Origin of the sequence: Cytobacillus firmus (assembly GCF_023715565.1) — a bacterium.
Classification (GTDB): domain Bacteria; phylum Bacillota; class Bacilli; order Bacillales; family Cytobacillaceae; genus Cytobacillus; species Cytobacillus firmus_C.
Genome location: NZ_JAMBOJ010000013.1, coordinates 19,680 through 40,640, shown reverse-complemented (window position 1 = coordinate 40,640; position 20,961 = coordinate 19,680). Strand labels below are relative to the sequence as shown.

General features: G+C 42.1%; 23 protein-coding genes and 1 pseudogene. 16 read left to right on the top strand and 8 right to left on the bottom strand.

Annotated elements, in window-relative coordinates; translation table 11 throughout:
- Window positions 1–18: 18 nt before the first annotated feature.
- Entirely contained in the window at window positions 19–522 is a 504-nt protein-coding gene (locus tag M3205_RS07160) for a phosphatidylglycerophosphatase A family protein (protein ID WP_251169282.1), read from the bottom strand.
- A 257-nt stretch (window positions 523–779) separates the two neighbouring features.
- On the opposite strand from M3205_RS07160, the gene yutH reads away from it, so the two are divergent.
- The 5 genes from yutH to thrB all read left to right on the top strand — a co-directional run bounded on the left by yutH (window position 780) and on the right by thrB (window position 6,315).
- Window positions 780–1,787 (top strand): spore coat putative kinase YutH, encoded by a 1,008-nt coding sequence (gene yutH / locus M3205_RS07155; protein ID WP_251169281.1) that lies wholly within the window; start codon window positions 780–782, stop codon window positions 1,785–1,787.
- Window positions 1,788–1,859: 72 nt separating this feature from the next.
- Window positions 1,860–2,822: a 2-hydroxyacid dehydrogenase gene (locus M3205_RS07150; protein WP_251169280.1), complete on the top strand. Its 963-nt coding sequence runs from the start codon at window positions 1,860–1,862 to the stop codon at window positions 2,820–2,822.
- Between the two features lie 204 nt (window positions 2,823–3,026).
- The gene (locus M3205_RS07145; RefSeq protein WP_251169279.1) at window positions 3,027–4,325 is read left to right on the top strand and encodes a homoserine dehydrogenase; all 1,299 of its coding nucleotides are present in this window, start codon (window positions 3,027–3,029) and stop codon (window positions 4,323–4,325) included.
- Window positions 4,322–5,383: a threonine synthase gene (thrC, locus tag M3205_RS07140; protein ID WP_251169278.1), complete on the top strand. Its 1,062-nt coding sequence runs from the start codon at window positions 4,322–4,324 to the stop codon at window positions 5,381–5,383. Before M3205_RS07145 ends, thrC begins: the two co-directional genes overlap by 4 nt.
- A complete protein-coding gene (gene thrB, locus M3205_RS07135) occupies window positions 5,380–6,315 on the top strand; it encodes a homoserine kinase (protein WP_251169277.1) in 936 nt (311 codons plus the stop codon). Before thrC ends, thrB begins: the two co-directional genes overlap by 4 nt.
- 42 nt (window positions 6,316–6,357) lie before the next feature.
- Here the strand turns inward: thrB and M3205_RS07130 are convergent.
- A pseudogene (locus tag M3205_RS07130) lies at window positions 6,358–6,579 on the bottom strand (NifU family protein); the annotation flags it as partial.
- 182 nt (window positions 6,580–6,761) lie between these two features.
- Here M3205_RS07130 and M3205_RS07125 point away from each other — a divergent pair.
- Window positions 6,762–7,085 (top strand): YuzD family protein, encoded by a 324-nt coding sequence (locus tag M3205_RS07125; RefSeq protein ID WP_251169276.1) that lies wholly within the window; start codon window positions 6,762–6,764, stop codon window positions 7,083–7,085.
- A gap of 51 nt (window positions 7,086–7,136) precedes the next feature.
- Here M3205_RS07125 and M3205_RS07120 read toward each other — a convergent pair whose 3' ends face one another.
- Window positions 7,137–8,204 carry an NAD(P)/FAD-dependent oxidoreductase gene (locus tag M3205_RS07120; protein ID WP_251169275.1) on the bottom strand — a complete coding sequence of 356 codons (1,068 nt, stop codon included), beginning with the start codon at window positions 8,202–8,204 and terminating at the stop codon, window positions 7,137–7,139.
- A 280-nt stretch (window positions 8,205–8,484) separates the two neighbouring features.
- Here M3205_RS07120 and M3205_RS07115 point away from each other — a divergent pair, with 280 nt between their 5' ends.
- Window positions 8,485–8,724, top strand: coding sequence for a YuzB family protein (locus M3205_RS07115; RefSeq protein WP_251169274.1), 240 nt, complete (start codon window positions 8,485–8,487; stop codon window positions 8,722–8,724).
- A gap of 42 nt (window positions 8,725–8,766) precedes the next feature.
- Here M3205_RS07115 and M3205_RS07110 read toward each other — a convergent pair whose 3' ends face one another.
- The gene (locus M3205_RS07110) at window positions 8,767–9,468 is read right to left on the bottom strand and encodes a DUF2225 domain-containing protein (RefSeq protein ID WP_251169273.1); all 702 of its coding nucleotides are present in this window, start codon (window positions 9,466–9,468) and stop codon (window positions 8,767–8,769) included.
- A 193-nt stretch (window positions 9,469–9,661) separates the two neighbouring features.
- Here M3205_RS07110 and M3205_RS07105 point away from each other — a divergent pair, with 193 nt between their 5' ends.
- Window positions 9,662–10,024 carry a HesB/IscA family protein gene (locus M3205_RS07105; RefSeq protein WP_095243604.1) on the top strand — a complete coding sequence of 121 codons (363 nt, stop codon included), beginning with the start codon at window positions 9,662–9,664 and terminating at the stop codon, window positions 10,022–10,024.
- Window positions 10,025–10,079: 55 nt separating this feature from the next.
- Here the strand turns inward: M3205_RS07105 and M3205_RS07100 are convergent, their stop codons facing one another.
- Entirely contained in the window at window positions 10,080–11,078 is a 999-nt protein-coding gene (locus M3205_RS07100; protein WP_251169272.1) for an NAD(P)/FAD-dependent oxidoreductase, read from the bottom strand.
- Between the two features lie 383 nt (window positions 11,079–11,461).
- Here M3205_RS07100 and M3205_RS07095 point away from each other — a divergent pair, with 383 nt between their 5' ends.
- From M3205_RS07095 to M3205_RS07075, 5 genes are all read left to right on the top strand, one after another.
- Window positions 11,462–12,679: an NAD(P)/FAD-dependent oxidoreductase gene (locus M3205_RS07095; protein WP_197249301.1), complete on the top strand. Its 1,218-nt coding sequence runs from the start codon at window positions 11,462–11,464 to the stop codon at window positions 12,677–12,679.
- 88 nt (window positions 12,680–12,767) lie between these two features.
- Window positions 12,768–13,259, top strand: a complete 492-nt coding sequence (locus tag M3205_RS07090; protein WP_251169271.1) for an NUDIX domain-containing protein — start codon at window positions 12,768–12,770, stop codon at window positions 13,257–13,259.
- A 160-nt stretch (window positions 13,260–13,419) separates the two neighbouring features.
- On the top strand, window positions 13,420–13,545 hold the full coding sequence (locus tag M3205_RS07085; protein ID WP_159867914.1) for a YuiA family protein: 126 nt from the start codon (window positions 13,420–13,422) through the stop codon (window positions 13,543–13,545).
- A 133-nt stretch (window positions 13,546–13,678) separates the two neighbouring features.
- Window positions 13,679–14,002 (top strand): YuiB family protein, encoded by a 324-nt coding sequence (locus M3205_RS07080; RefSeq protein WP_251169270.1) that lies wholly within the window; start codon window positions 13,679–13,681, stop codon window positions 14,000–14,002.
- 190 nt (window positions 14,003–14,192) lie between these two features.
- Window positions 14,193–14,906, top strand: a complete 714-nt coding sequence (locus M3205_RS07075) for a 3D domain-containing protein (RefSeq protein WP_251169269.1) — start codon at window positions 14,193–14,195, stop codon at window positions 14,904–14,906.
- A 51-nt stretch (window positions 14,907–14,957) separates the two neighbouring features.
- Here M3205_RS07075 and M3205_RS07070 read toward each other — a convergent pair whose 3' ends face one another.
- The 3 genes from M3205_RS07070 to M3205_RS07060 form a co-directional block, all read right to left on the bottom strand.
- A complete protein-coding gene (locus M3205_RS07070) occupies window positions 14,958–15,740 on the bottom strand; it encodes a cobalamin-binding protein (protein ID WP_251169268.1) in 783 nt (260 codons plus the stop codon).
- A gap of 14 nt (window positions 15,741–15,754) precedes the next feature.
- Window positions 15,755–16,231 carry a divergent PAP2 family protein gene (locus M3205_RS07065; protein ID WP_251169267.1) on the bottom strand — a complete coding sequence of 159 codons (477 nt, stop codon included), beginning with the start codon at window positions 16,229–16,231 and terminating at the stop codon, window positions 15,755–15,757.
- A gap of 174 nt (window positions 16,232–16,405) precedes the next feature.
- Window positions 16,406–17,059 carry a hypothetical protein gene (locus M3205_RS07060; RefSeq protein ID WP_251169266.1) on the bottom strand — a complete coding sequence of 218 codons (654 nt, stop codon included), beginning with the start codon at window positions 17,057–17,059 and terminating at the stop codon, window positions 16,406–16,408.
- Window positions 17,060–17,458: 399 nt separating this feature from the next.
- On the opposite strand from M3205_RS07060, the gene M3205_RS07055 reads away from it, so the two are divergent.
- From M3205_RS07055 to M3205_RS07045, 3 genes are all read left to right on the top strand, one after another.
- Complete coding sequence (locus M3205_RS07055; RefSeq protein WP_251169327.1) at window positions 17,459–17,836, top strand: DUF309 domain-containing protein; 378 nt, start codon at window positions 17,459–17,461, stop codon at window positions 17,834–17,836.
- 79 nt (window positions 17,837–17,915) lie between these two features.
- Window positions 17,916–19,418, top strand: coding sequence for a leucyl aminopeptidase (locus M3205_RS07050; RefSeq protein ID WP_251169265.1), 1,503 nt, complete (start codon window positions 17,916–17,918; stop codon window positions 19,416–19,418).
- A gap of 232 nt (window positions 19,419–19,650) precedes the next feature.
- Window positions 19,651–20,961, top strand: coding sequence for a Na+/H+ antiporter family protein (locus tag M3205_RS07045; protein WP_251169264.1), 1,311 nt, complete (start codon window positions 19,651–19,653; stop codon window positions 20,959–20,961).

Genomic DNA, 20,961 nt, shown 5'->3' with positions numbered 1-20,961 from the left:
AAAAACTCCATCCTTTTTCTATTCCACATTTTCAGCACGATGTGCAAGTCTGCTCGAAGCGGCTGCCGCAATAGCTCCTACAATATCATCAAGGAAGGTATGGCATCTGCCTGAACTCTTATCGTTCAGATCCTTCAGAATGCCCGGCTTCAATTTATCGATATACCCGAAATTGGTAAATCCGATGGAACCATATACGTTTACAATGGATAAGGCCAATACCTCATCTGCACCATATAATCCTTCATCTGTAGCGATAATCGATTGCAGTGGTTCCAGGAGTTTCTTTTCCTCGGCCAGCATATCCAGCTGAATTCCCGTCAAAATGGCATTTTGCACTTCTCTTTTTGATAAGACACGCTCCACATTATGAATGCAATCCTTCATCTGCAAATCGGGGTGATATTTCTCCTGGAGGAAGAACACTAAATCAGCTATATCCTGTATTTCTACCCCACGTTCATGTAGCCATTTACGTGCTGTCTGCTCTGTAAGATTAACTGCTTTTTTTTCTTCATTCATTGGCTTCACCTTTTCTGGTTTATAAGTGATTGCGGTGCGTTCATCAAGCCTTTTAAAGACCTGTGCTGTTCACTTTTAGATTCTTTTCACTATGTATATACCCTTTTTTTATCAAATATGCCCACGGCCGCTCAAACGGAAAAAATTCATTTTCTATATCATTTCCATGGTACACAGTCTTATCCAAGAAAACAACAAGTTTTAAAGTCTTCTATCATATATATTCCTTAAGGATCTTAATAAACTGAGGTGGTTTAATGTTTAGAAAGCTTTTGAAAGAACAATTTGGCATAGAAGCAGAAGATACAATCAGAATTGGGAAATATGATGCATGCCGAAAGCAGGGACATCTTTATTTGCTTGTTCCTGCGGGGCATACAGACGAAGAAGAGCTTGATGAACTGGACCGAATGGCAGAACACCTGTCCAATAACGGAGATAGAAACATTAGTACTTTTTTGAAAACGAAGGAAGGCAAGCAGTCCATTGACTGGAATGATAGCCGTTTTTGCATTTTAGTTAATCGGCATACCATGAGCAGGAAGCCGAGTCAGTTTGGCCGAAAGCTTGCAAAGTTCCATTACAGAGGAAGGAGCATTTCTTTTCCTGTGAAAAAAACGAGCAGAATCGGGCAATGGAAACAGCTTTGGGAACAGCGGCTTGACCAAATGGAAAAGGTGTGGAATGATATGCTTTCCCAAAAACCTGATAATGATTTTGAGAGAATGTTTTTAGAATCATTTCCCTACTATATGGGGCTGGCTGAAAACTCAATACAGTATCTGGTGGATACAGAACTTGATGATGAACCCGGAATGGCAGACAGTGGAACCGTTTGTCATATTAGATTGACATCTGCTACCTGGGGAGACAGTTATTATATGAAAAATCCATTTGATTGGGTATTTGACCACTCGTCCAGAGATTTGGCGGAATGGACACGGGAAAAATACTTCCGTAATATCAAAACGTATCAGCCGGAACTCCGCCAATTTTTATCTGAATATCAAAGTGTAGGAAGATTATCCTCTTTTTCCTGGCGCTTATACTATGCCCGTCTATTGTTTCCCCTCCATTATTTTGAAACAGTAGAAAATTATTATGGCGCCGATTCTGAACAGCAGAAGCTGGTGCTTCAGGAAAAATTGCAGAAGTATCTATGGCAGTCTGATGACCATGAGCGCTTTTTGGGCGGGTTTTTTGAATTTGCTGAAGTTCCGATCAAAAAACTAAGGATTCCTCTGGTGAATTGGATTAAGAGCTGAAAAAAGGCAGGGAATTCCCTGCTTCTTGGCGAAAGGAAAAGTAAGCCGAGAATGTGAAAAGGGGATATTTCAATGAAACCATATGTTTTTATCAGCAGGAAGCTGCCTGACGACGTTATCGCAAATTTAAAAGAAAAATACATTGTTGAAATGTGGGATCGGGAAGATGTGCCGGTTCCTTATGATGTATTTCTGCAGGAAGCGGGAAAGGCAGATGCCATTCTAACCATGCTGTCAGAGACTGTAAATGAGGAAGTTCTGAAAGCGGGAGAGAACCTGAAAATTGTTGCTAATATGGCTGTGGGCTATGATAATGTGGACGTTAAAGCAGCAAAGAGGCTCGGAATTACAGTTACCAATACACCAGATGTATTAAATGATTCTACCGCCGACCTGACATTTGCCCTTGTGCTTGCTGCTGCCCGCAGAATGGTGGAGGCTGCGGAGTTTGTGAAGAAAGGCGATTGGAAGAGCTGGAGTCCGTTCCTTTTGGCAGGCCAAGATGTGCATCATAAAACAATCGGAATTGTAGGAATGGGGAATATCGGAAAAACAGTGGCAAAGCGCGCTGCAGGATTTGATATGGAAATTTTATATCACAATCGCTCAAGGAAGCCGGATGCTGAACAGGAACTGGGAGCTCAATATGTCAGTTTTGATGAGCTGCTTGAACGGTCTGATTTCGTTGTCTGCCTGACGCCGTTGACAGAGGAAACCAGAAATTTATTTAACCGAAATGCATTCCAGAAGATGAAAAACAAAGCCATTTTTGTAAATGCATCAAGAGGGCAGGTTGTAAATGAACATGATTTATATCAAGCATTAAAGGCAGGAGAAATTGCAGCGGCAGGATTAGATGTTTTTGCAGAGGAGCCTATTGGCGAAGACCACCCTCTGCTGGAGCTGAAAAATGTTGTGGCTATGCCGCATATCGGAAGTGCAAGCATAGAAACACGCTATAACATGATGCGGCTGTGTGTGGAAAATATTGATCTTGTGCTTTCAGAAAAGCAACCGAAAACACCGGTCAAATAGAAGTGATGAAGGCATCCATGATGGGTGCCTTTATTGATAGAAAAAATTTTAAAAAAGATTTAAGTGCAATAAAGCAGCATGTTAAGCGCTTTCAGTTTTGTTTTTGGAAAATTGCCTATTGTAAAAATCCTGATTGCCCTCTATAATGTCTACTATACAAATACAAATGTACTTTCGTAGTGAACACTTTAAGGGGGAGCTAGCGTGGAATCAATCTCAATCGGTTTATTAGGATTAGGAACAGTTGGATCAGGTGTCGTGCAAATCATTGAGAAGCATCAGGATAAGCTTATGCACCAAGTCGGCTGTCCGGTTGTTGTAAAGAAAGTTCTTGTTAAAGATGTAAATAAAGAACGAGCAGTTAAAGTGGACAGGGATTTGCTGACTCTTAATCCTGAAGACATTTTAAATGATGCTGATATAGATGTAGTAATTGAAGTAATGGGTGGCATAGAGGAAACTAAAAGCCATTTAAAGAAAGCGTTGGAGAATGGAAAGCATGTAGTGACGGCAAATAAGGACCTGATGGCAGTATACGGGCCTGAATTGCTCGCTGCATCCGCTCAAAACGGGTGCGATCTCTTTTATGAGGCAAGTGTTGCCGGCGGCATTCCCATTTTAAGAGGACTGGTAGATGGTTTGGCTTCAGACAGAATTACAAAAATGATGGGAATTGTGAATGGGACAACGAACTTTATTTTGACAAAAATGAGCAAGAATGGGAGTGCTTATGAGGATGTTCTGAAAGAAGCCCAGGACCTGGGATATGCAGAAAGCGACCCGACTGCAGATGTAGAGGGGCTGGATGCAGCAAGGAAAATGGCGATTCTGTCTACACTGGGCTTTTCCATGAATATTGATCTTGATGATGTAAAGGTTAAAGGCATTACAGAAATTACAGAAGAGGACCTTCAGTACGGCAAACAGCTTGGGTACATCATGAAACTGATTGGGATTGCCCATCGGGAGGGGGAAAAGGTGGAAGTAAGTGTCCAGCCGACTTTGCTGTCCGAGTCTCATCCTCTTGCATCGGTTCAGGATGAATACAATGCAGTTTATGTTTACGGGGAAGCGGTAGGGGAAACGATGTTCTACGGACCTGGGGCAGGTAGTCTGCCTACAGCAACGGCTGTGGTATCGGATCTTGTTGGGGTCATGAAAAATATGCGTCTTGGCGTTAATGGAAAAAGCGCGGCAGTCCCTCAATATGATAAGAAATTAAAAGATGCAGATGAAATTTATTCGAAGTATTTCTTAAGAATGCATGTAAAAGATGAAGTAGGGACATTTGCCAACATCACATCCATTTTTTCAGAGCATCATGTCAGCTTCGAGAAGATTCTGCAGCTTCCCCTAAAAGAAAAAGGACTTGCTGAGATTGTTCTGGTTACCCACCAGGCATCTCTTCAGGATTATGAGGATATTTTAGTAAGTTTAAGAGATTTGCCGGCAGTTCAATCAATCAAAAGTTCGTATCGTGTGGAAGGGAGCGCCAGAGTATGAGATGGGAAGGCCTCATAAAAACTTATAAAGACTATTTACCAGTTAATGAAAATACACCAATGCTTACTTTAAATGAGGGTAATACTCCCCTGATCAGGCTGGATAAGCTCTCAAGGGACTGGGGCATTGACCTTTATGTTAAAACGGAAGGCGCAAATCCTACAGGTTCATTTAAGGATAGAGGCATGGTTATGGCTGTTGCAAAGGCGAAAGAAGAAGGAAGCGATGCCATCATCTGTGCCTCCACCGGAAATACCTCTGCAGCTGCCGCTGCATATGCCGCAAGGGCAGGCTTGAGGTGTGTGGTAGTCATCCCTGAAGGGAAGATTGCCATGGGAAAGCTTGCGCAGGCTGTTATGTATGGAGCGGAAGTCGTATCAATTGAAGGGAATTTCGACCAGGCACTTGCAATGGTACGAAAAATAAGCGAAACAGAACCTTTTACTCTCGTAAACTCGGTTAATCCATATCGGCTTGAGGGACAGAAAACAGGGGCTTTTGAAATCTGTGACCAGCTTGGAAGCGCCCCGGATATCCTCGCTTTGCCAGTGGGGAATGCCGGCAATATTTCTGCCTATTGGAAGGGGTTTAAAGAATACAACGAAGAAAGAGGGACAGGTCTTCCACGAATGCACGGAGTACAGGCAGAAGGTGCAGCAGCCATTGTCCATAACCGTGTATTTGAAAGTCCTGAGACGATTGCAACAGCTATCCGAATCGGAAATCCTGCGAGCTGGCATTTAGCCAATGCAGCATTATCAGAATCAAATGGAAAAATTGACGAAGTCAGCGATGAAGAGATTCTATGCATGTACCGTAAGCTTGCTTCATCTGAAGGGATTTTTGCTGAGCCGGCTTCATGTGCTTCACTTGCTGGGGTATATAAACAGCTGCGCAATGGAGAGATTCCTCATAAAACAAAAGTGGTGGCCATCCTGACTGGGAACGGGCTAAAGGATCCTAATACAGCCATTGATTGCAGCCCTGTTAAGCCGGTTTTGCTGCCTAATGATGAAAAAGAAGTTGCGAATCATATCAAGGGAGCCGTTAACATATGAGCGAAGGTGAAATGGTTGTCATCAAAGTACCCGGCAGCACGGCAAATCTCGGGCCTGGCTTCGACTCGATTGGCCTTGCCTTAAATTTATATTTAACGCTTGAAGCAGAGAAGGCAGACAAATTTGAAATGATTCCTTTATCAGAGGCGCTGAGTATCTACCCTTCGGATGAGTCCAATTTTATTTTTCAAGTTGCAATTGAAACCGCTAAGAAATATGGAAGAGAGCTTCCGGGATGCAAAGCCCGCATTTCGAGCGAAATTCCTCTCACACGGGGACTGGGGTCAAGCGCTGCAGCCATTGTAGCGGGAATCGAATTGGCTGATGTACTTTGCGGACTCCAGCTGACACAGTACGAGAAGCTTGAACTGTCTTCCCGAATGGAGGGCCATCCTGATAACGCAGGAGCCTCCCTTCTCGGTGGCCTCGTTATTGGCTGCCTGTCAGAGGAAGAGGTATCTGTCCAGAGTATAAAAAGTATAGAGTTTGATGTTATAGCAGTGGTCCCGAAAGAAGAGCTCCTTACAAAGGAATCCAGAGGCGTTTTGCCTTCAGAATGGTCCTTTAGGGAAGCTGTCCAGGCCGGGGCAGTCGGCAATGTCATGGTAGCAGCCTTGCTCAGCGGGAACTTCCCCCTCGCAGGAAAGATGATGAGCGGAGACTTATTTCATCATCCTTACCGAAAGAAAATGGTTCCGCACTTGGAAGTCATAGAAAAAGCTGCACCAGGGCTCGGAGCATTTGGAGTTGCGTTAAGCGGTGCCGGGCCGGCAGTTCTCTGCCTAGCTGAGGCAGGATTTGCTCCCGCAGTGGCAGAAGGGCTTCAGCGGCTGCTCCCGGACATGGAAATCCGGTCCCTGAAAATTGATCAGGAAGGCTGTACGGTTTTAAAAAAAAGCTTAGCTGAGCTGGAGATAGGCCAAACAATATAAAAAAGCGATGTCATGCAGACATCGCTTTTTGCAAAGGAAAAATTAAAATACTTGTTCTACTTCGACGACACCAGGTACTTCTTCCAAAAGAGCACGCTCAATACCGGCTTTCAACGTAATCGTTGAACTTGGGCAGCTGCCGCATGCACCAAGAAGGCGCAATTTAACGATGCCATCTTCAATATCCACCAATTCACAGTCCCCGCCATCGCGAAGAAGGAATGGGCGCAATTTATCTAATACTTCCTGAACTTGTTCAGTCATAGTTGTTTGTTCTGCCATGTGAAATCGACTCCTTTCCATACATTTATTATAATCAAATCAGTCTTAAAAATCTATTCCAAGAACGTAATTTCCACTCATTAGGAGAATATTTCTCATAGGCTGCTCAATGTTAATGTTGTAAAATGAAGGGAAGAACAAGTTTTTCATAGGGGGAGAGAAGAGTGAAAAAAGAGATCGAAATCACTGTTTATGGCGCAGAGCAGCTTTGTCCAAGCTGTGTGAACCTGCCATCATCCAAAGAAACTTATGAATGGCTGGAGGCAGCACTATCCCGGAAATTTGCCAATCAGCCTTTTAATATCGTGTATGTTGATATTCATAATCCACCTGAAGAAGAGGACAAAAAAGAATTCGCACTAAGAGTAATAGAGGAAGATATGTTTTATCCGGTTGTCCTGATTGAGGATGAAATTGTCGGTGAAGGCAATCCAAAATTAAAAACGATCTATGCTGAAATGGAAAAGTACGGATACCAGGCAGTTTAATAAAAAAATGAGCATCCATCAGGATGCTCCATCAGGATGCTCATTTTTTTATTATCCATTATGGTATTTATACATCCATAGTATTCCGGATTTTAGCAGGCGGGCAACGCGGCCTGTGATCGGACGTTCTGCGACCAGACCAAATCCATGCTTTTTGCCCAGTGATCCAAGGACTCCTTTAAGTTTGATAACTGGCAATGTTTCAGGAAGCTCCTCGCCTTTCCAGCGTTTCAATAGGATTTGAACGATTTGCTCTGCCTGCCCTTCAGCAAGCTGGGCACTTGGTGCATGCGGCAGGCTTGCACAATCCCCTACCACATAGACATGCTCATTTCCGGGGATATTGTGATGCTTGGTTAAGACTACTCGTCCTTGCGGGTCCTTTTCCACATTCATATCCCGAACCACTTTGGTCGGCTGGATGCCGGCGGTCCATACGATGGCATCACAGTGGATGGCTTCGTCATGATTATAAAGGGTTTTTTCTTCTACTTTAGTAATATTCGATTGGTTAATGATTTCAACATTATGCTCTAAGAACCAAGTTTCTACGTACGTGCTCAATCTTTCAGAGAAGGCTGACAGAATATGCTTCCCTCTATCAAATAATTTGACTTTAAGATCCGGACGGCTTTCATTTAACTCTGAAGCCAGTTCCACTCCGCTTAATCCGGCACCGACAATTCCAACAACAGAGCCTGGTGATAAATTATTTAAAGCTTGATACGTTCTGCGGGATTTTTCAATTGTCTGGATGCTATATGTGTGAATGTCAGCTCCAGGTACATTATGGTATTTATCTTCACATCCCAGTCCAATTATTATATCATCATACGAAACAGGCTCTTCGTCCTGAAGATATACTTTGTTTTCCTCGATGCTGATTTTTGTCACTTCACCGTATTTAATGGTCAATCTTTCATGTTCAGGGAAGGATACACGCACATGCTGGTCTGAAATGGTACCGGCAGCTAGAGCGTAATATTCAGTCTTTAAACAATGATAAGGCACACGATCTATTAATGTAATAGAGACATCATCGGGAAGCTGGTTAGGCAATAGTCGGGCAAGTGCCCTCATACCGCCGTAGCCTCCGCCAAGTATCACAAGATTTTTCATAGTATATTTCCCCTTTATGTCCGTACTGATTGCTGTTACCGAATCTAAATATAAACGTTAATAGTTATCTTGAAAAAATCTATAAATGATATTATTAACCTCAAACCCATAAAAAGTATAACGAAATTGTGACAAAATCACAACACAAATCAGCAGGAAACTTGACAATAAACGACATGAAGTGGTAATTATGCGTCCTCATTAAAGAAGAGAAAGAAATCACTATCTTGCAGAATTCGTGTAAAAAAGGTAGCATTAACAGGGTAGAGAGGTGAAAGATGTGATTAAGCCAATCATCGAATTTTGCATCAGCAATTTGGCCAGCGGCTCTCAAAAAGCGCTTGAACAGCTGGAAAAGGATTATGATCTGGATGTCATCGAATATGGCTGTCTCGGGTATTGCGGCAAATGTGCAAGCACACATTTTGCGCTGGTGAACGGAGAAGTGGTAACAGGAGAAACACCAGATGAACTGGTTGAAAATATATATCAATATCTGGATGAAAATCCGATGTTTTAATATAGAAAAGGAGCGATTAAATTTCGCTCCTTTTCTTATTCCTTAATTAGCCGCAGTTTTTTGTTTTTGTTTCTGTCTCATTTCATACCAGCGTTCTCTTGCCATTTCAATTAATTTTGGCTCAGTGGAGCGGCTTTGCAGTTCAATAACTTTTGAAAAATATTTAACAGCCTGTTCAGACTGTTGCGTCCTTCGCGATAACTCCCCGATCAGATAAAAGATTCTCGTTTCAGAAATGGTTGATCCCTTAAAGTCATCAGATATATAAGACTCCAGATATTCCTTTAGAGCAAGCTTCAAAAAGCGCTGTTCCTGATCAGCATTCTTTATCCTCCGGAAAAGCCAGGCGAGTCTGACATGTAAACCAGCCAAAGTAATATGCTTCTCCCTTTTTAAAGTTCCGCAATATAGAGCAAGCTTATAGGTGTTGACAGCAACAATGATGGATCGATCCTGGCTATAATCCTGGGGAATCCAGGCATTCACTACTTTAGAATAGATCAAATCAATGGCTCCCGGCGGGAAATAAGGAGAAAAATCGTCTGATTCTGAGTAGCCGCAATGCGGGCAGGTATGAATATGATATAGAAGAGGGTTTATTCGTTCATCAGAATAGTTTGGGCAGAAATCACTGTCATAATCAGCTGCTTTTACAAATCTGGAGCGGAGTTTTTTAGTGGTGAAACGCTGTTTGCAAACTCTACATTCGCATTTTTTATCATAAGTAGGGTTTAATTGCTGCATAGAATGACACCTCTGAAGATAATTTATAAGTCTATTGTATCATTATTTTTTGTGACTTCTGAGTAAAAAGGACTATCATTTTGGCTGTAACAGAAAAAATCGGAAAAAGTAAAAGCCTCTTAAGTTGAGCACATACCTTTTACTGTATATACTATGAGTATAGAAGTATGGTTTTATGACAGGAGGGAATAACATGGAAAAAGTTGTGGATATTACAGAAGCAGCAGCTTTGCATATAAAGGAAATGATGAAACAAAATGAGGAAGAAGATGCATTCTTGCGTGTAGCTGTTAAGGGTGGCGGATGCAGCGGGCTTTCTTATGGAATGGGGTTTGCCCATGAAGCTGAGGAAGGTGATATCCAGTCAGAGCACTATGGAATTCAGGTTCTTGTCAGCAAGGAAGATGCACCTATCTTAAATGGTACAAAAATTGATTATAAACAATCTATGATGGGCGGCGGATTCACAATCGACAACCCCAATGCTATTGCAAACTGCGGCTGCGGATCCTCTTTCCGTACCGCTGCAAATACAGGTACACCTGAAGAGTGCTAACGTAACATAACGCAACAAAAAAGGACGGTCCTGAACGGGCCGTCCTTTTCTTATCTTATTTGCCAAACATGGAAGAACTGTGCATTGGTTGTACTTTCGCTTTTGGATCAATGTAGGATTTTGCATGATTGACGGCAGTTGGCGCTTCACCGAAACCGCAGGCAATAAGCTTGACCTTTCCGTCGTATGTGCAGATATCGCCGGCCGCATAAATGCCTTCGATATTTGTTTCCATTCTGGAGTTAACAACGATGGAGTTCTTTTCGATATCAAGACCCCATTCCTTAATTGGGCCAAGGGAGGAAACGAATCCGTAGTTAACAATCACAGCATCAACATCAAATACCTCTTTTTCCTTTGAAGCCACTCCTTCAAGTACGACTTGGCTGATTGCTTCACTGTCACCAATAAGCTCTGCCGGAACATAAGGTGTTTTAATTTCAACTTTAGAGTTATGCAGATTTTCTACACTGTGCTCATGCGCGCGGAATTTATCGCGGCGATGAACAATCGTTACTTTCTCAGCGATAGGCTCAAGCATTAATGCCCAGTCCACTGCAGAATCCCCTCCACCGAAAACAACTACCTTTTTCCCGGCGAAATGATTTAAATCATCAATAAAGTAATGAAGATTTTTGCTTTCATATTGAACGGCACTCTCAAGTTCAAGGCGGCGAGGCTGGAAAGCGCCATTGCCTGCAGTGATTATGATGGTTTTTGAGTAATGTACTTCTTTATTGGTTGTTAGCTTGAATGTTCCATCAGCTTGCTTCTCTAACTTTTCAACGGATTGTTCAAGTGATACAGTGGGCTCAAATTTAGCCATTTGTTCCTTAAGGTTATCAATTAATTCCTGGGCGCGGACTTTTGGAAAGCCGGCAACATCGTATATGTATTTTTCAGGATAAAGAGCAGATAATTGTCCCCCAAGCTGCGGCAAGCTTTCAATAATTTTTACTGAAGCTTGTCTCATGCCTCCGTAGAAAGCAGTGAATAAACCAGTTGGCCCCCCGCCAATAATGGTTATGTCATACACTTTTTGATCTTCATTCATGCAATATCCCCCCACGTGTGTATTGAAATTCCACTCTTTATTTTAACATAAATCGTTTGAAACCTCATCAATAGAGGTAAATATTATGAATAATTGGAAGATTCCAAGTGGGAAACCTGCAATAAAAACACGTATATTCTTTCAAATTTTCTTAAAATTTTTAAGTTTTTCGTCTATTTTTTTAGGGTTGAAAAACTATATGAAGTAGAATAAGATTAATGGAGGAATAATGTTAATATTTTATGACAATTTTATTGAGTTTTTTTGAACTGATTAGTGAAAAAAATCACAATGTTTTTTTATGTTTTTTGCTATAAAAAATATAAAGCAGCGGAAGATAAGAAAACATTAGAAAATACTTAAAAAAGGTGGAAGTGATACACTTGAGAAAGCCAAAGATTGTAATCCTCGGTGGAGGCTACGGCGGTTTGATGGTAGCAACCCGTTTGCAGAAATCTGTAGGAACAAACGAAGCAGAAATCGTTTTAGTGAATAAGAATGACTACCATTATGAAACAACATGGCTGCACGAGGCATCAGCCGGAACACTACATCATGATCGTGTACGCTATGATATAAAAGATGTTATTGACCGCAACAAAGTTGAATTCGTTCAGGGCACTGCTCTTGAAATTAAAGCAGAAGAAAAGAAAGTCATTTTGGAAAACGGCGAAGTTGACTATGATTATCTGGTTGTTTCACTTGGAGCCGAGCCGGAGACATTCGGTATCAAAGGGCTTAAGGAACATGCTTTTTCGATTGTCAATGTCAATGCTGCACGTCAAATCCGCGAGCACATCGAATATCAATTTGCTACTTATAATACAGAAGCCGAGAAAAAAGATGAGCGCCTCACAATTGTTGTCGGTGGTGCAGGGTTCACTGGTATTGAATTCCTTGGAGAGTTGGCAAACCGTGTTCCTGAGCTTTGCAAAGAATACGATGTTGACTACCATAAAGTGAAAATCATTTGTGTGGAAGCAGCTCCAATGGTTCTTCCAGGCTTTGATCCGGAACTTGTTAACTACGCTGTATCTCACTTGGAGAAAAAAGGCGTGCAATTCATGATTGGAACAGCTATTAAAGAAGCTACTCCTGAAGGGATCATCGTTGGCAAGGGTGAAGATGAAGTAGAAGAAATCAAAGCTGCAACAGTTGTATGGGCTGCAGGTGTACGCGGAAATTCTATTATTGAAAAATCCGGCATTGAAGCAATGCGCGGCCGTGTAAAAGTTCAGCCAGATTTGCGCGCTCCTGGCCATGATAATATGTTTATCATCGGAGACTGCTCACTAATCATCAATGAAGAAATTAACCGTCCATACCCTCCTACTGCACAAATTGCGATGCAGCAGGGTGAAGTATGTGCAAGAAACATCACAGCTTTAATCCGTAATAAAACTGATCTTGAAACGTTTACACCGGATATTAAAGGAACTGTATGTTCTCTGGGCGAACATGATGCCATCGGTGTGGCATTCGGAAAGAAAATGGTTGGAACGAAGGCTTCATTCATGAAGAAGATGATCGATAACCGTGCTCTTTACATGGTTGGTGGACCATCTCTTGTATTGAAAAAAGGTAAATTCAACGTTCTTTAATCAAATCAGCTTCAATTTATATTTGGGGATGGACTCTAAAGTCTGTCCCTTTTTTTCATGGTAAAATTAAGAAAAGGGGGTGTTCGAAATGGGAGTCGAACATAAAAGGGGAAAAGTGTGGCTAGCTGTTTCCGGACTGGTTATTTCTCCTGAAGGAAATTGGCTTGTCGTTAAAAAGAAATACGGGGGCCTTAAAGGCAAATGGTCGCTGCCCGCAGGATTTGTAGAACCAGGAGAAACGGCTGATGAAGCTGCAGTCCGGGAAGTGGAAGAGGAAACCGGAATAAAATGTACAGTGAAAGGCCTGCTTGGATTGCGTACAGGTGTTATAAAAGGAGAAGTCAGTGATAATATGATCTTGTTTTTGCTTGAAGCTGAGCCTGAACAATCATTAAAAGTTCAGGAAAGTGAACTTTTTGATGTGCAGTATCGCAACCCGGAAGAGCTTGCAAATGATCCGAATGCATCCATTCTTTTAAAATACATACTGGATACTTCGAATTCGTCCATCAAACCTTTAATCAACGGCATCAATCCGGGAGATACTTTTGGTTATACAGCATATAAGCTATTTTTATAATTTTCTGAAATTTAAAGATAGAAGGAGATATCAGCAGTAAATAATGCTTGTATGCGTTTCCAACGACAGTTTTTCAAGAAATATGGAGCTTTTCATTTATTCAAATCCTTGATATATTATCAGAAAATTCAGTTACAACAATTTAAAGGAGATGAATAAAATGACAGCTAAGAAATATGAAAATAAAGAGTGCATGTATTGTTCCGGCAAGGGGTATTTTCAGTTACTATTAGGCGGATCTGAAACCTGCAGCTGCTGCGGAGGAACAGGAAAGAAAAAGGAATAACTTTAAAACTTCGCAGGCAGCGAAGTTTTTCTTTTCATTAGCGGGTGTACTGATACGCCCGCTTTTCTTGTTGACTCTCCAATCCACATTAAAGTAAACTAATTATTGATGTGTTAAGGGAGGAAACAAGTTCATGCAAATGACGATTTTCGTTTTGCCTATTTCGATGCTTCTGTTTTTTGTGCTTTTTTTTGGGATAGGTTTTATATTAAATATGCTGTTAAGAATGTCTTGGATTATGGCTATTATTTATCCTGTTATTGCCATTTTTATCATTGATAAAGTTCGCTTCATTGAGTATTTTCAAAAACCGGGGGAATCGTTTTCCAGCCTTGGAGTAGAAATGTCAAGCCTCGCTCTAGCTGACATCCTTATACTCAGCAGCGGAATGGCAGGTGCCATTGTTGCTGGAATTACGATTAGACTGCTCCGTAAAAAAGGATATCGGATGTTTTAAATTGTTGATGAAATCTCTGCAGCTGCAGGGATTTTTTATTTTATTTGATTAGTGTGATCAAATTGGGCGAGCCTTGGCATTACTGGCTTTATACAGTCTGTAACCGGTTGCTGGAAGACCTGCTTTCCCATAAGTTATGAATATTTCTCTCAAAGAAGGGAAATGACTAACTTTGGGAGGAGTGTAAAAGATGAACAAAATTACAAAATGGATGAAACGTACAGTAATGTCTGCCTTATTTATAGGTGCATTATTGACAACTTTCCATTCTATTTCCGGGGTAGAAGCAAGATCAATTGTACAGTTGCAGCAAAATGCTGAGCAAGCTGACAAAGATGGAAATTCAAATTTTGAACATACATTAAAATCGGTTGGAGTAGCATTTAAGTTTTTGAAGCAGGCCGTGAGCCTGGAACCGAAGATTTCTGCGAGTGAAGCTGTTGCAATTGAACAGGCACCGACACTGGAGGAATCAATTGACTGGTCGCAGTATCAGAAAAAACAAGTAATTGCTACCGGATATACAGCTTTTTACGAGTCGACAGGAAAAAATCCCGATCATCCGTCCTTTGGCATTACATACTCAGGTGTTAAAGTTAAAAGGGACTTATACTCTACAGTCGCAGCAGATTTAAATGTTTTTCCGATTGGAACGATCCTGTTTATTCCTGATTACGGGTATGGTGTTGTAGCCGATAAAGGCGGTGCCATTAAGGGAAATAAATTGGATCTCTATTATGAAACGGTTGATGATGTTTATAATAATTGGGGAAAGAAGACGCTCGATGTTTACATCGTTGAAATGGGCGATGGAACCCTGACGGAAGAAGATTTAAGGTTACTGAATGAAAATGAAGCCATGCAGGTCTTCAGGCAGCAATATATTAAATCAGAGAAAAAATAAACAGAAGAAAGGCAAATCCGATACAAGGAACGGATTTGCCTTTTTATATGATCAAATAGAAAATTCCTGAGGATGAATTTTTTTCGCTAATTTTATAGCCCCTTCAATCAGCCGCGGTGATGGCCTGCAATACAGGTCTTCTTCCAAAACCAGGATTCTGTTCTGTTTTACTGCTTCCATTTCACACCAACCGGGACGTTTCAGGACAATCTCCGGATTTACCTTTTCTCTTCTGACACCGACCCAGGCGAGACAGATATAATCCGGCAGCCGATTCAGGACATCCTCCCAATCAGTCTGGACACTTGCAAGCTCAACATCAGCAAATAAATTCCGCCCACCGGCTATTTCACTGATTTCTGTCAGCCAATTGACCTTGCCAGGAGTAAACACAGGCTTTGGCCACCATTCCCAATAGAGGCTTGGTTTTTTCTCAATTCTGCTTGAGATGACCTGCAGTTCTTCTATTTTCTTCGTAAACTGTCTAGCCGCCAAAATTCCTCTCTCAGGCCTCCCGATTTTTTCAGCAGCAAAAACCAGGTCATTTGCAATATCTGCGAGACTTTGGGGATTTAAGACAATATGGGGAATCTGTCTTTTTTCAAGCTCTGCTACATTCTTTTCCATGCCTGGAACACTCAGGGAGGCAAGCACCAGATCTGGTTTCAATTCCGCTACTTTGTCCATATTAATAGACAAGTCAGGACCCAGCCGGGGCAGATTGGAAACTTGCTCCGGCCAATCTGAATAATCGTCCACGCCAGCAAGCATATCAGTCAATCCCAAGTACTCCACTAATTCCGTATTGCTTGGGCATAAAGAAAGGATTTTCATTCACATCACAACCTTTAGGAAAATAAATAATGAAGCCCTAAAGTTAATAAGATTCCAGTTATGCCGCCAAAGAGTACTTCTATCGGCTTATGGCCCAGCAGCTCCTTCAACTCTTTCTGTTTTTCCTGGCCAGCTTTTTTCTGCCATGTCTTTGCTTCTTCAACGAATTTATTGAAGTCGGCAACAAGCTGGTTTAATACAATCGCCTGTTCCCCGGCCTGACGACGCACTCCGGTAGCATCAAACATAGTGATAATGGCAAAAACGGCAGAAACAGCGAAAACAGCAGAGTCCACTCCAGTCTCAAGCGCCACCCCGGTTGAAAGAGCAGTAACTGCTGCTGAGTGTGAGCTTGGCATTCCGCCAGTACTGGTTAAAAGGGACCAATCTACTCTTCGTGTGGCAATAAATTGAATGGGCACTTTCACAAATTGGGCAAAGAAGATGGCTGCCAAAGCAGACCATAGAGGGAAATTTGTCAATAATTCCATTTGAGACCACCTTTGAGTTGTATGATACTCCATCTTTGAATTCTTTTCTGCTTTCTGTGTCCGAAGTTATACTTCTTCGCACTCTTCAGATTCAGGAGCTACTGTAAAGTTATACTAACTAATATTCTCCAATAGATTGTTCCTTCCTGCAAGAGGATCTGCTTTAAGTTTTTGTTAACCGCGCTTTTTTTGAAAATATGCTGTTGCTGTCAGGGAAAGCAAAAGAATCCATTCAAATGCATTCACGGCAGCAGCACTTTCAACAGGAATATCGACTGCACTTCCGATAATCATCAGGACGGAACCCGCAAAAAACCAGAACCACCCCTGTTTGCGCCAAATAAATACAGATGCCGTCAGCAATAAGGCGGAAATGATCAGCACCATAATCGGAGGGCCGCCCTGTGCCTCAGTGTTTGAATAGCTTAGTGCTCCATATTCCCATTTTGCTTCAAGTTCAAGGCTGAAAACCTCGGTAAAAAGCTCAAGAAGAATTAATCCGGCAGTGAGCAGGTATGCAACCCATTTTAGTGTACCTGTTTTTGCGCAATCAATATCAGCTTGTTTTACAGTGTACCAGGAATATAGAACAAGCAGCGGCGTAAAAATGGCATGAATCCAGAATCGGGGATAATTCAGAAGCTTTAAAGTTTTGCCTTCCCCGATCAAACTGCCAGCAGCAAGAATGCCATTATCGTAAATTAATCCGAGAATTACAGGCAGCAGGAAGGCAGCACTAACAGGGCCGGCGTTCTTTACAATAAGAATGGCCCATATAAATAGCAGGAAATACCCCACTGTAAAAAGGGCAAATAATAGAGGATCCATAACATTCTCCTTTCTGTCTCTATTTTCTTACCCAATTATGAGGAAATATATTTAATACCTTCTCTTTTTGTTAGGCTCTTTTCGCAAAGTTTGTTGCTATTTGAATTATATTTACTGAGTTGATTGTAGAGGAAGGTGCGAGATCCTCGAAAATGCTATCGCATTTTCTTCGTGCGATGTTTACTCAAGGAAGCTTAATCAACATCCTGCGGGAGTAGCGGGACAGGTGAGACCCCACAGACGCGTAGCGTCGAGGATGCTCAGCGTCCGCCCGCGGTTCGCTGAGCATCCTGGAGCTGCAATCACCGGGCAAAATTTATAAGTAAAAAACAACAATTTATACGAAAACAGCCTTTTGTTAAAATGAATTACAACCAAGTCCAAAAATGGAGTGATTATATGGAAGATTATCCTCTTGAGTACTATGAATTCTTTGTCAGTTTCAATGAAGGTGATTATTACACCTGCCATGATCTTCTTGAGGAAATGTGGATGACCGATAAAGGCAATTTGTTTTTAAAAGGCCTGCTGCAAATGAGCGTCAGTATTTATCATTATGAATATGGCAATGTCAAAGGTGCAAGGCTGATGATGCAGGCTGCACATGAATATTTGCAGGATTACAGGCCCAGACACTGGGGGCTGGATTTGGAGCACGTGTACCGGTTTATTGAGGAATGTCTCTCCATTTTTCCGAAAGATATCGACCGGCTTCCATTTGATAGGATCGGTATTCTTCCTAAATTGCCTCAGTTGGTACTATATCTGAAGGAATAACAAAGAAGAAATTAGATAGTCGAAACAATTCAATATTTTCGATATAATAAAGAGATAAATAGATTATGGGGGTGTCAGTATGTTTTCTGTTAAGAAAGAATTTGACGTTTCAGCCGAACAGGAATGCCTGATTGTTGGTGTTTTTGATAAACCAGTCAGGTTTGAGGGAGTACTTGCCCGGACAGATGAAAAGTTTGAGGGCCATTTGACCGAGCTTGTGAAGAGCGGCGATATATCCGCCAAGAAAAAAGCCATTGCAAAAATACATACGTTTGGAAAGCTTGGGGCCAAACGATTGATTACAGTAGGCCTTGGGAAAGAAAAAGAATTCAGCTTTGAAGGTTTGCGTGAAGCATTTGGAAAAGCATTCAAGGAAGTAAAATCGTCCAAGCTTCAAAATGCCGGTGTTTGTCTTGATACTTTTATTGGCGGAAATGTAGATGAGCTGGATGCTGCACATGCCTTAAGTGAGGGGTTTGCCCTTTCCACCTATAAGTTTGAAGATTACAAACAGAAATCAAATGAGCCGGAAAAAGAATTTGAGAGTATTGCCGTTTATTGTGAATCGGCAGATGAGGAGGGTGTAAAGGCTTCCCTTACAGTTGGATATGCACATGGGAAAGGTACGAATTCTGCCCGCACATTAGTCAATCTGCCAGGCAATATGCTGACTGCCACCGATTTGGCAAATTACTCATCTGAACTGGCGTGGAGATACGGGTTTGACGTGGAAATCCTGGAAAAGGAAGACATGCTTAAGCTTGGCATGGGTGCTCTTTTGGCGGTTAACCAGGGATCGGCAGAGCCTCCTAAGATGATTGTCTTAAAATATCAGGGCAAGGAAGAATGGAAGGATGTAATCGGTCTCGTCGGCAAAGGAATCACCTTCGATACAGGAGGCTATTCGATTAAGCCGAAGGACGGCATTGTCGGCATGAAATCCGATATGGGGGGAGCTGCGGCAGTACTCGGTGCTATGGAAGTCATTGGTGAACTGAAGCCTGAACAAAATGTTGTCGCTGTCATTCCTTCTACAGATAATATGGTGAGCGGTACCGCGTTTAAGCCGGATGATGTCATCACCTCCATGAGCGGAAAAACCATTGAAGTCCTTAACACAGATGCAGAAGGACGTCTGGCACTTGCTGATGCAGTAACGTATGCGAAGCACCATGGAGCAGACTATCTGGTGGATGTGGCAACCCTGACTGGCGGTGTCATTGTTGCACTGGGGGAAGAAACAACAGGTGCATTAACTAATAATGAAGAGTGGTTTGAACAGGTGCTGGAAGCCTCTTATGAAGCTGGCGAGCCAATCTGGCGGCTGCCTCTTTTTGAAAAAGATAAAGAAAGAATCAGAAGCAGCAAAATTGCGGATCTTAACAATTCACCCGGACGAGCCGGCCATGCAATCATGGGCGGAGGATTCGTCGGTGAATTTGCCGAAGACACTCCATGGGTGCACCTCGATATTGCAGGTACAGCGACAACAGGAAAAAGCTATGACCTTGGACCAGACGGCGCGACAGGCGTAATGGTGCGTACATTGGCATTGCTGGTAGAAAGATTTGAAACAAAGTAATAGTGAATTCAGAACTCCGGAGCGATCCGGGGTTTTTTTATGCAAATACTAAGCCTTAGCGGCCGGCTTATCCAAAATCATATCCGTCTGGCGCAAACTCCCATCTTGAATCGGCGTAAAACCATTGACATAAAAAGCAGAAGTATGATAATTTAAAACAAGTGTTTTAGTTCTCTACCGATTTAGCGCACTAAAGTAAAAGTGGAACAAAGAATAGAAAGAGGGTTGCATCATGAATGCAGTTATACTTGCAGTTTTGATCATGCTTATTCTCAGCCTTCTGCGCGTCAATGTGGTTCTTGCTCTTGTGGCAGGTGCATTGGCAGGAGGGCTTGCAGGCGGATTAAGTATAGATAAAACAATTGAAGTTTTTTCAAATGGACTTGGAGGCAGTGCAGAGGTTGCATTGAGTTATGCGTTATTGGGCGGATTTGCCTTGGCCATTTCCGCAACAGGGCTTCCGAATCTATTAGTGGAGTGGGTCCTGGCCAAGGTCGGAAAAGACGGGGAGTCTAAAGGGAAAACATTATCAAAGGCACTCATAGTATTTTCTATATTAGTAATGTCTATTTTTTCTCAAAACTTAATTCCCATTCATATAGCGTTTATTCCCATTTTAATTCCGCCATTATTAAAGGTTATGAATGAGTTGCAGATAGACCGTCGTCTGATTGCATCTGTACTGACATTTGGTTTAACGGCTCCGTATATTCTGCTTCCTGCAGGCTTTGGCCAGATATTCCACGGAATACTCGCAGAAAATATGGAGAACAGCGGGCTGGCAGTAGATATGGCTGATATCCCGAAGGCTATGCTCATTCCTGTAGCCGGTATGGTTGCGGGTCTTTTAGTGGCATTATTTGTTTACCGTAAAAAAAGGGATTATCGTCCATCAGAACTAATTGAAACTGAAAAAGGCAATTACTCCAAAAAGGGCATTATTTTTTCTTTTATCGCGATATCAGCAGCTCTCATCGTCCAGCTGCAGTTTGATTCGATGATTTTTGGGGCACTGGCAGGTATTATAGTTATTTACATCAGCGGCGCGATTAAATGGAACGAGGCAGACCAGCTCTTAACTGAAGGCATGAAGATGATGGCATTCATTGGGTTTGTCATGCTGGCTGCATTCGGCTTTGCTGATGTATTAAAAGAAACAGGCGATGTCGATAGCCTTGTTGCACAAGCGGCAGAATTAATTGGTAATGATAAATCACTGGCGGCATTGCTTATGCTTTTTGTCGGCTTACTTGTTACAATGGGGATTGGTTCTTCATTTTCAACCATCCCGATTATTGCAACTATATTTGTGCCGCTTGCACTTGAGGTTGGATTCAGTCCGATGGCAACGATTGCTCTTGTGGGAACAGCCGCAGCTCTTGGAGATGCCGGTTCGCCTGCATCAGACAGTACATTGGGACCAACAGCAGGCTTGAATGCAGATGGGCAGCACAATCACATCTGGGATACATGCGTGCCAACATTCCTGCATTACAATATTCCGCTCATCCTGTTTGGATGGCTGGCGGCAATGATCTTATAA

Coding starts and splice junctions, on each gene's coding strand:
- M3205_RS07050 (WP_251169265.1), top strand. CDS start 17,916: ATGTTTTCTGTTAAGAAAGAATTTGACGTTTCAGCCGAACAGGAATGC.
- M3205_RS07080 (WP_251169270.1), top strand. CDS start 13,679: ATGCAAATGACGATTTTCGTTTTGCCTATTTCGATGCTTCTGTTTTTT.
- M3205_RS07085 (WP_159867914.1), top strand. CDS start 13,420: ATGACAGCTAAGAAATATGAAAATAAAGAGTGCATGTATTGTTCCGGC.
- M3205_RS07100 (WP_251169272.1), bottom strand. CDS start 11,078: ATGAATGAAGATCAAAAAGTGTATGACATAACCATTATTGGCGGGGGG.
- M3205_RS07105 (WP_095243604.1), top strand. CDS start 9,662: ATGGAAAAAGTTGTGGATATTACAGAAGCAGCAGCTTTGCATATAAAG.
- M3205_RS07065 (WP_251169267.1), bottom strand. CDS start 16,231: ATGGAATTATTGACAAATTTCCCTCTATGGTCTGCTTTGGCAGCCATC.
- M3205_RS07160 (WP_251169282.1), bottom strand. CDS start 522: ATGAATGAAGAAAAAAAAGCAGTTAATCTTACAGAGCAGACAGCACGT.
- M3205_RS07055 (WP_251169327.1), top strand. CDS start 17,459: ATGGAAGATTATCCTCTTGAGTACTATGAATTCTTTGTCAGTTTCAAT.
- M3205_RS07075 (WP_251169269.1), top strand. CDS start 14,193: ATGAACAAAATTACAAAATGGATGAAACGTACAGTAATGTCTGCCTTA.
- yutH (WP_251169281.1), top strand. CDS start 780: ATGTTTAGAAAGCTTTTGAAAGAACAATTTGGCATAGAAGCAGAAGAT.
- M3205_RS07150 (WP_251169280.1), top strand. CDS start 1,860: ATGAAACCATATGTTTTTATCAGCAGGAAGCTGCCTGACGACGTTATC.
- M3205_RS07090 (WP_251169271.1), top strand. CDS start 12,768: ATGGGAGTCGAACATAAAAGGGGAAAAGTGTGGCTAGCTGTTTCCGGA.
- M3205_RS07120 (WP_251169275.1), bottom strand. CDS start 8,204: ATGAAAAATCTTGTGATACTTGGCGGAGGCTACGGCGGTATGAGGGCA.
- thrC (WP_251169278.1), top strand. CDS start 4,322: ATGAGATGGGAAGGCCTCATAAAAACTTATAAAGACTATTTACCAGTT.
- M3205_RS07060 (WP_251169266.1), bottom strand. CDS start 17,059: ATGGATCCTCTATTATTTGCCCTTTTTACAGTGGGGTATTTCCTGCTA.
- M3205_RS07045 (WP_251169264.1), top strand. CDS start 19,651: ATGAATGCAGTTATACTTGCAGTTTTGATCATGCTTATTCTCAGCCTT.
- M3205_RS07110 (WP_251169273.1), bottom strand. CDS start 9,468: ATGCAGCAATTAAACCCTACTTATGATAAAAAATGCGAATGTAGAGTT.
- thrB (WP_251169277.1), top strand. CDS start 5,380: ATGAGCGAAGGTGAAATGGTTGTCATCAAAGTACCCGGCAGCACGGCA.
- M3205_RS07070 (WP_251169268.1), bottom strand. CDS start 15,740: ATGAAAATCCTTTCTTTATGCCCAAGCAATACGGAATTAGTGGAGTAC.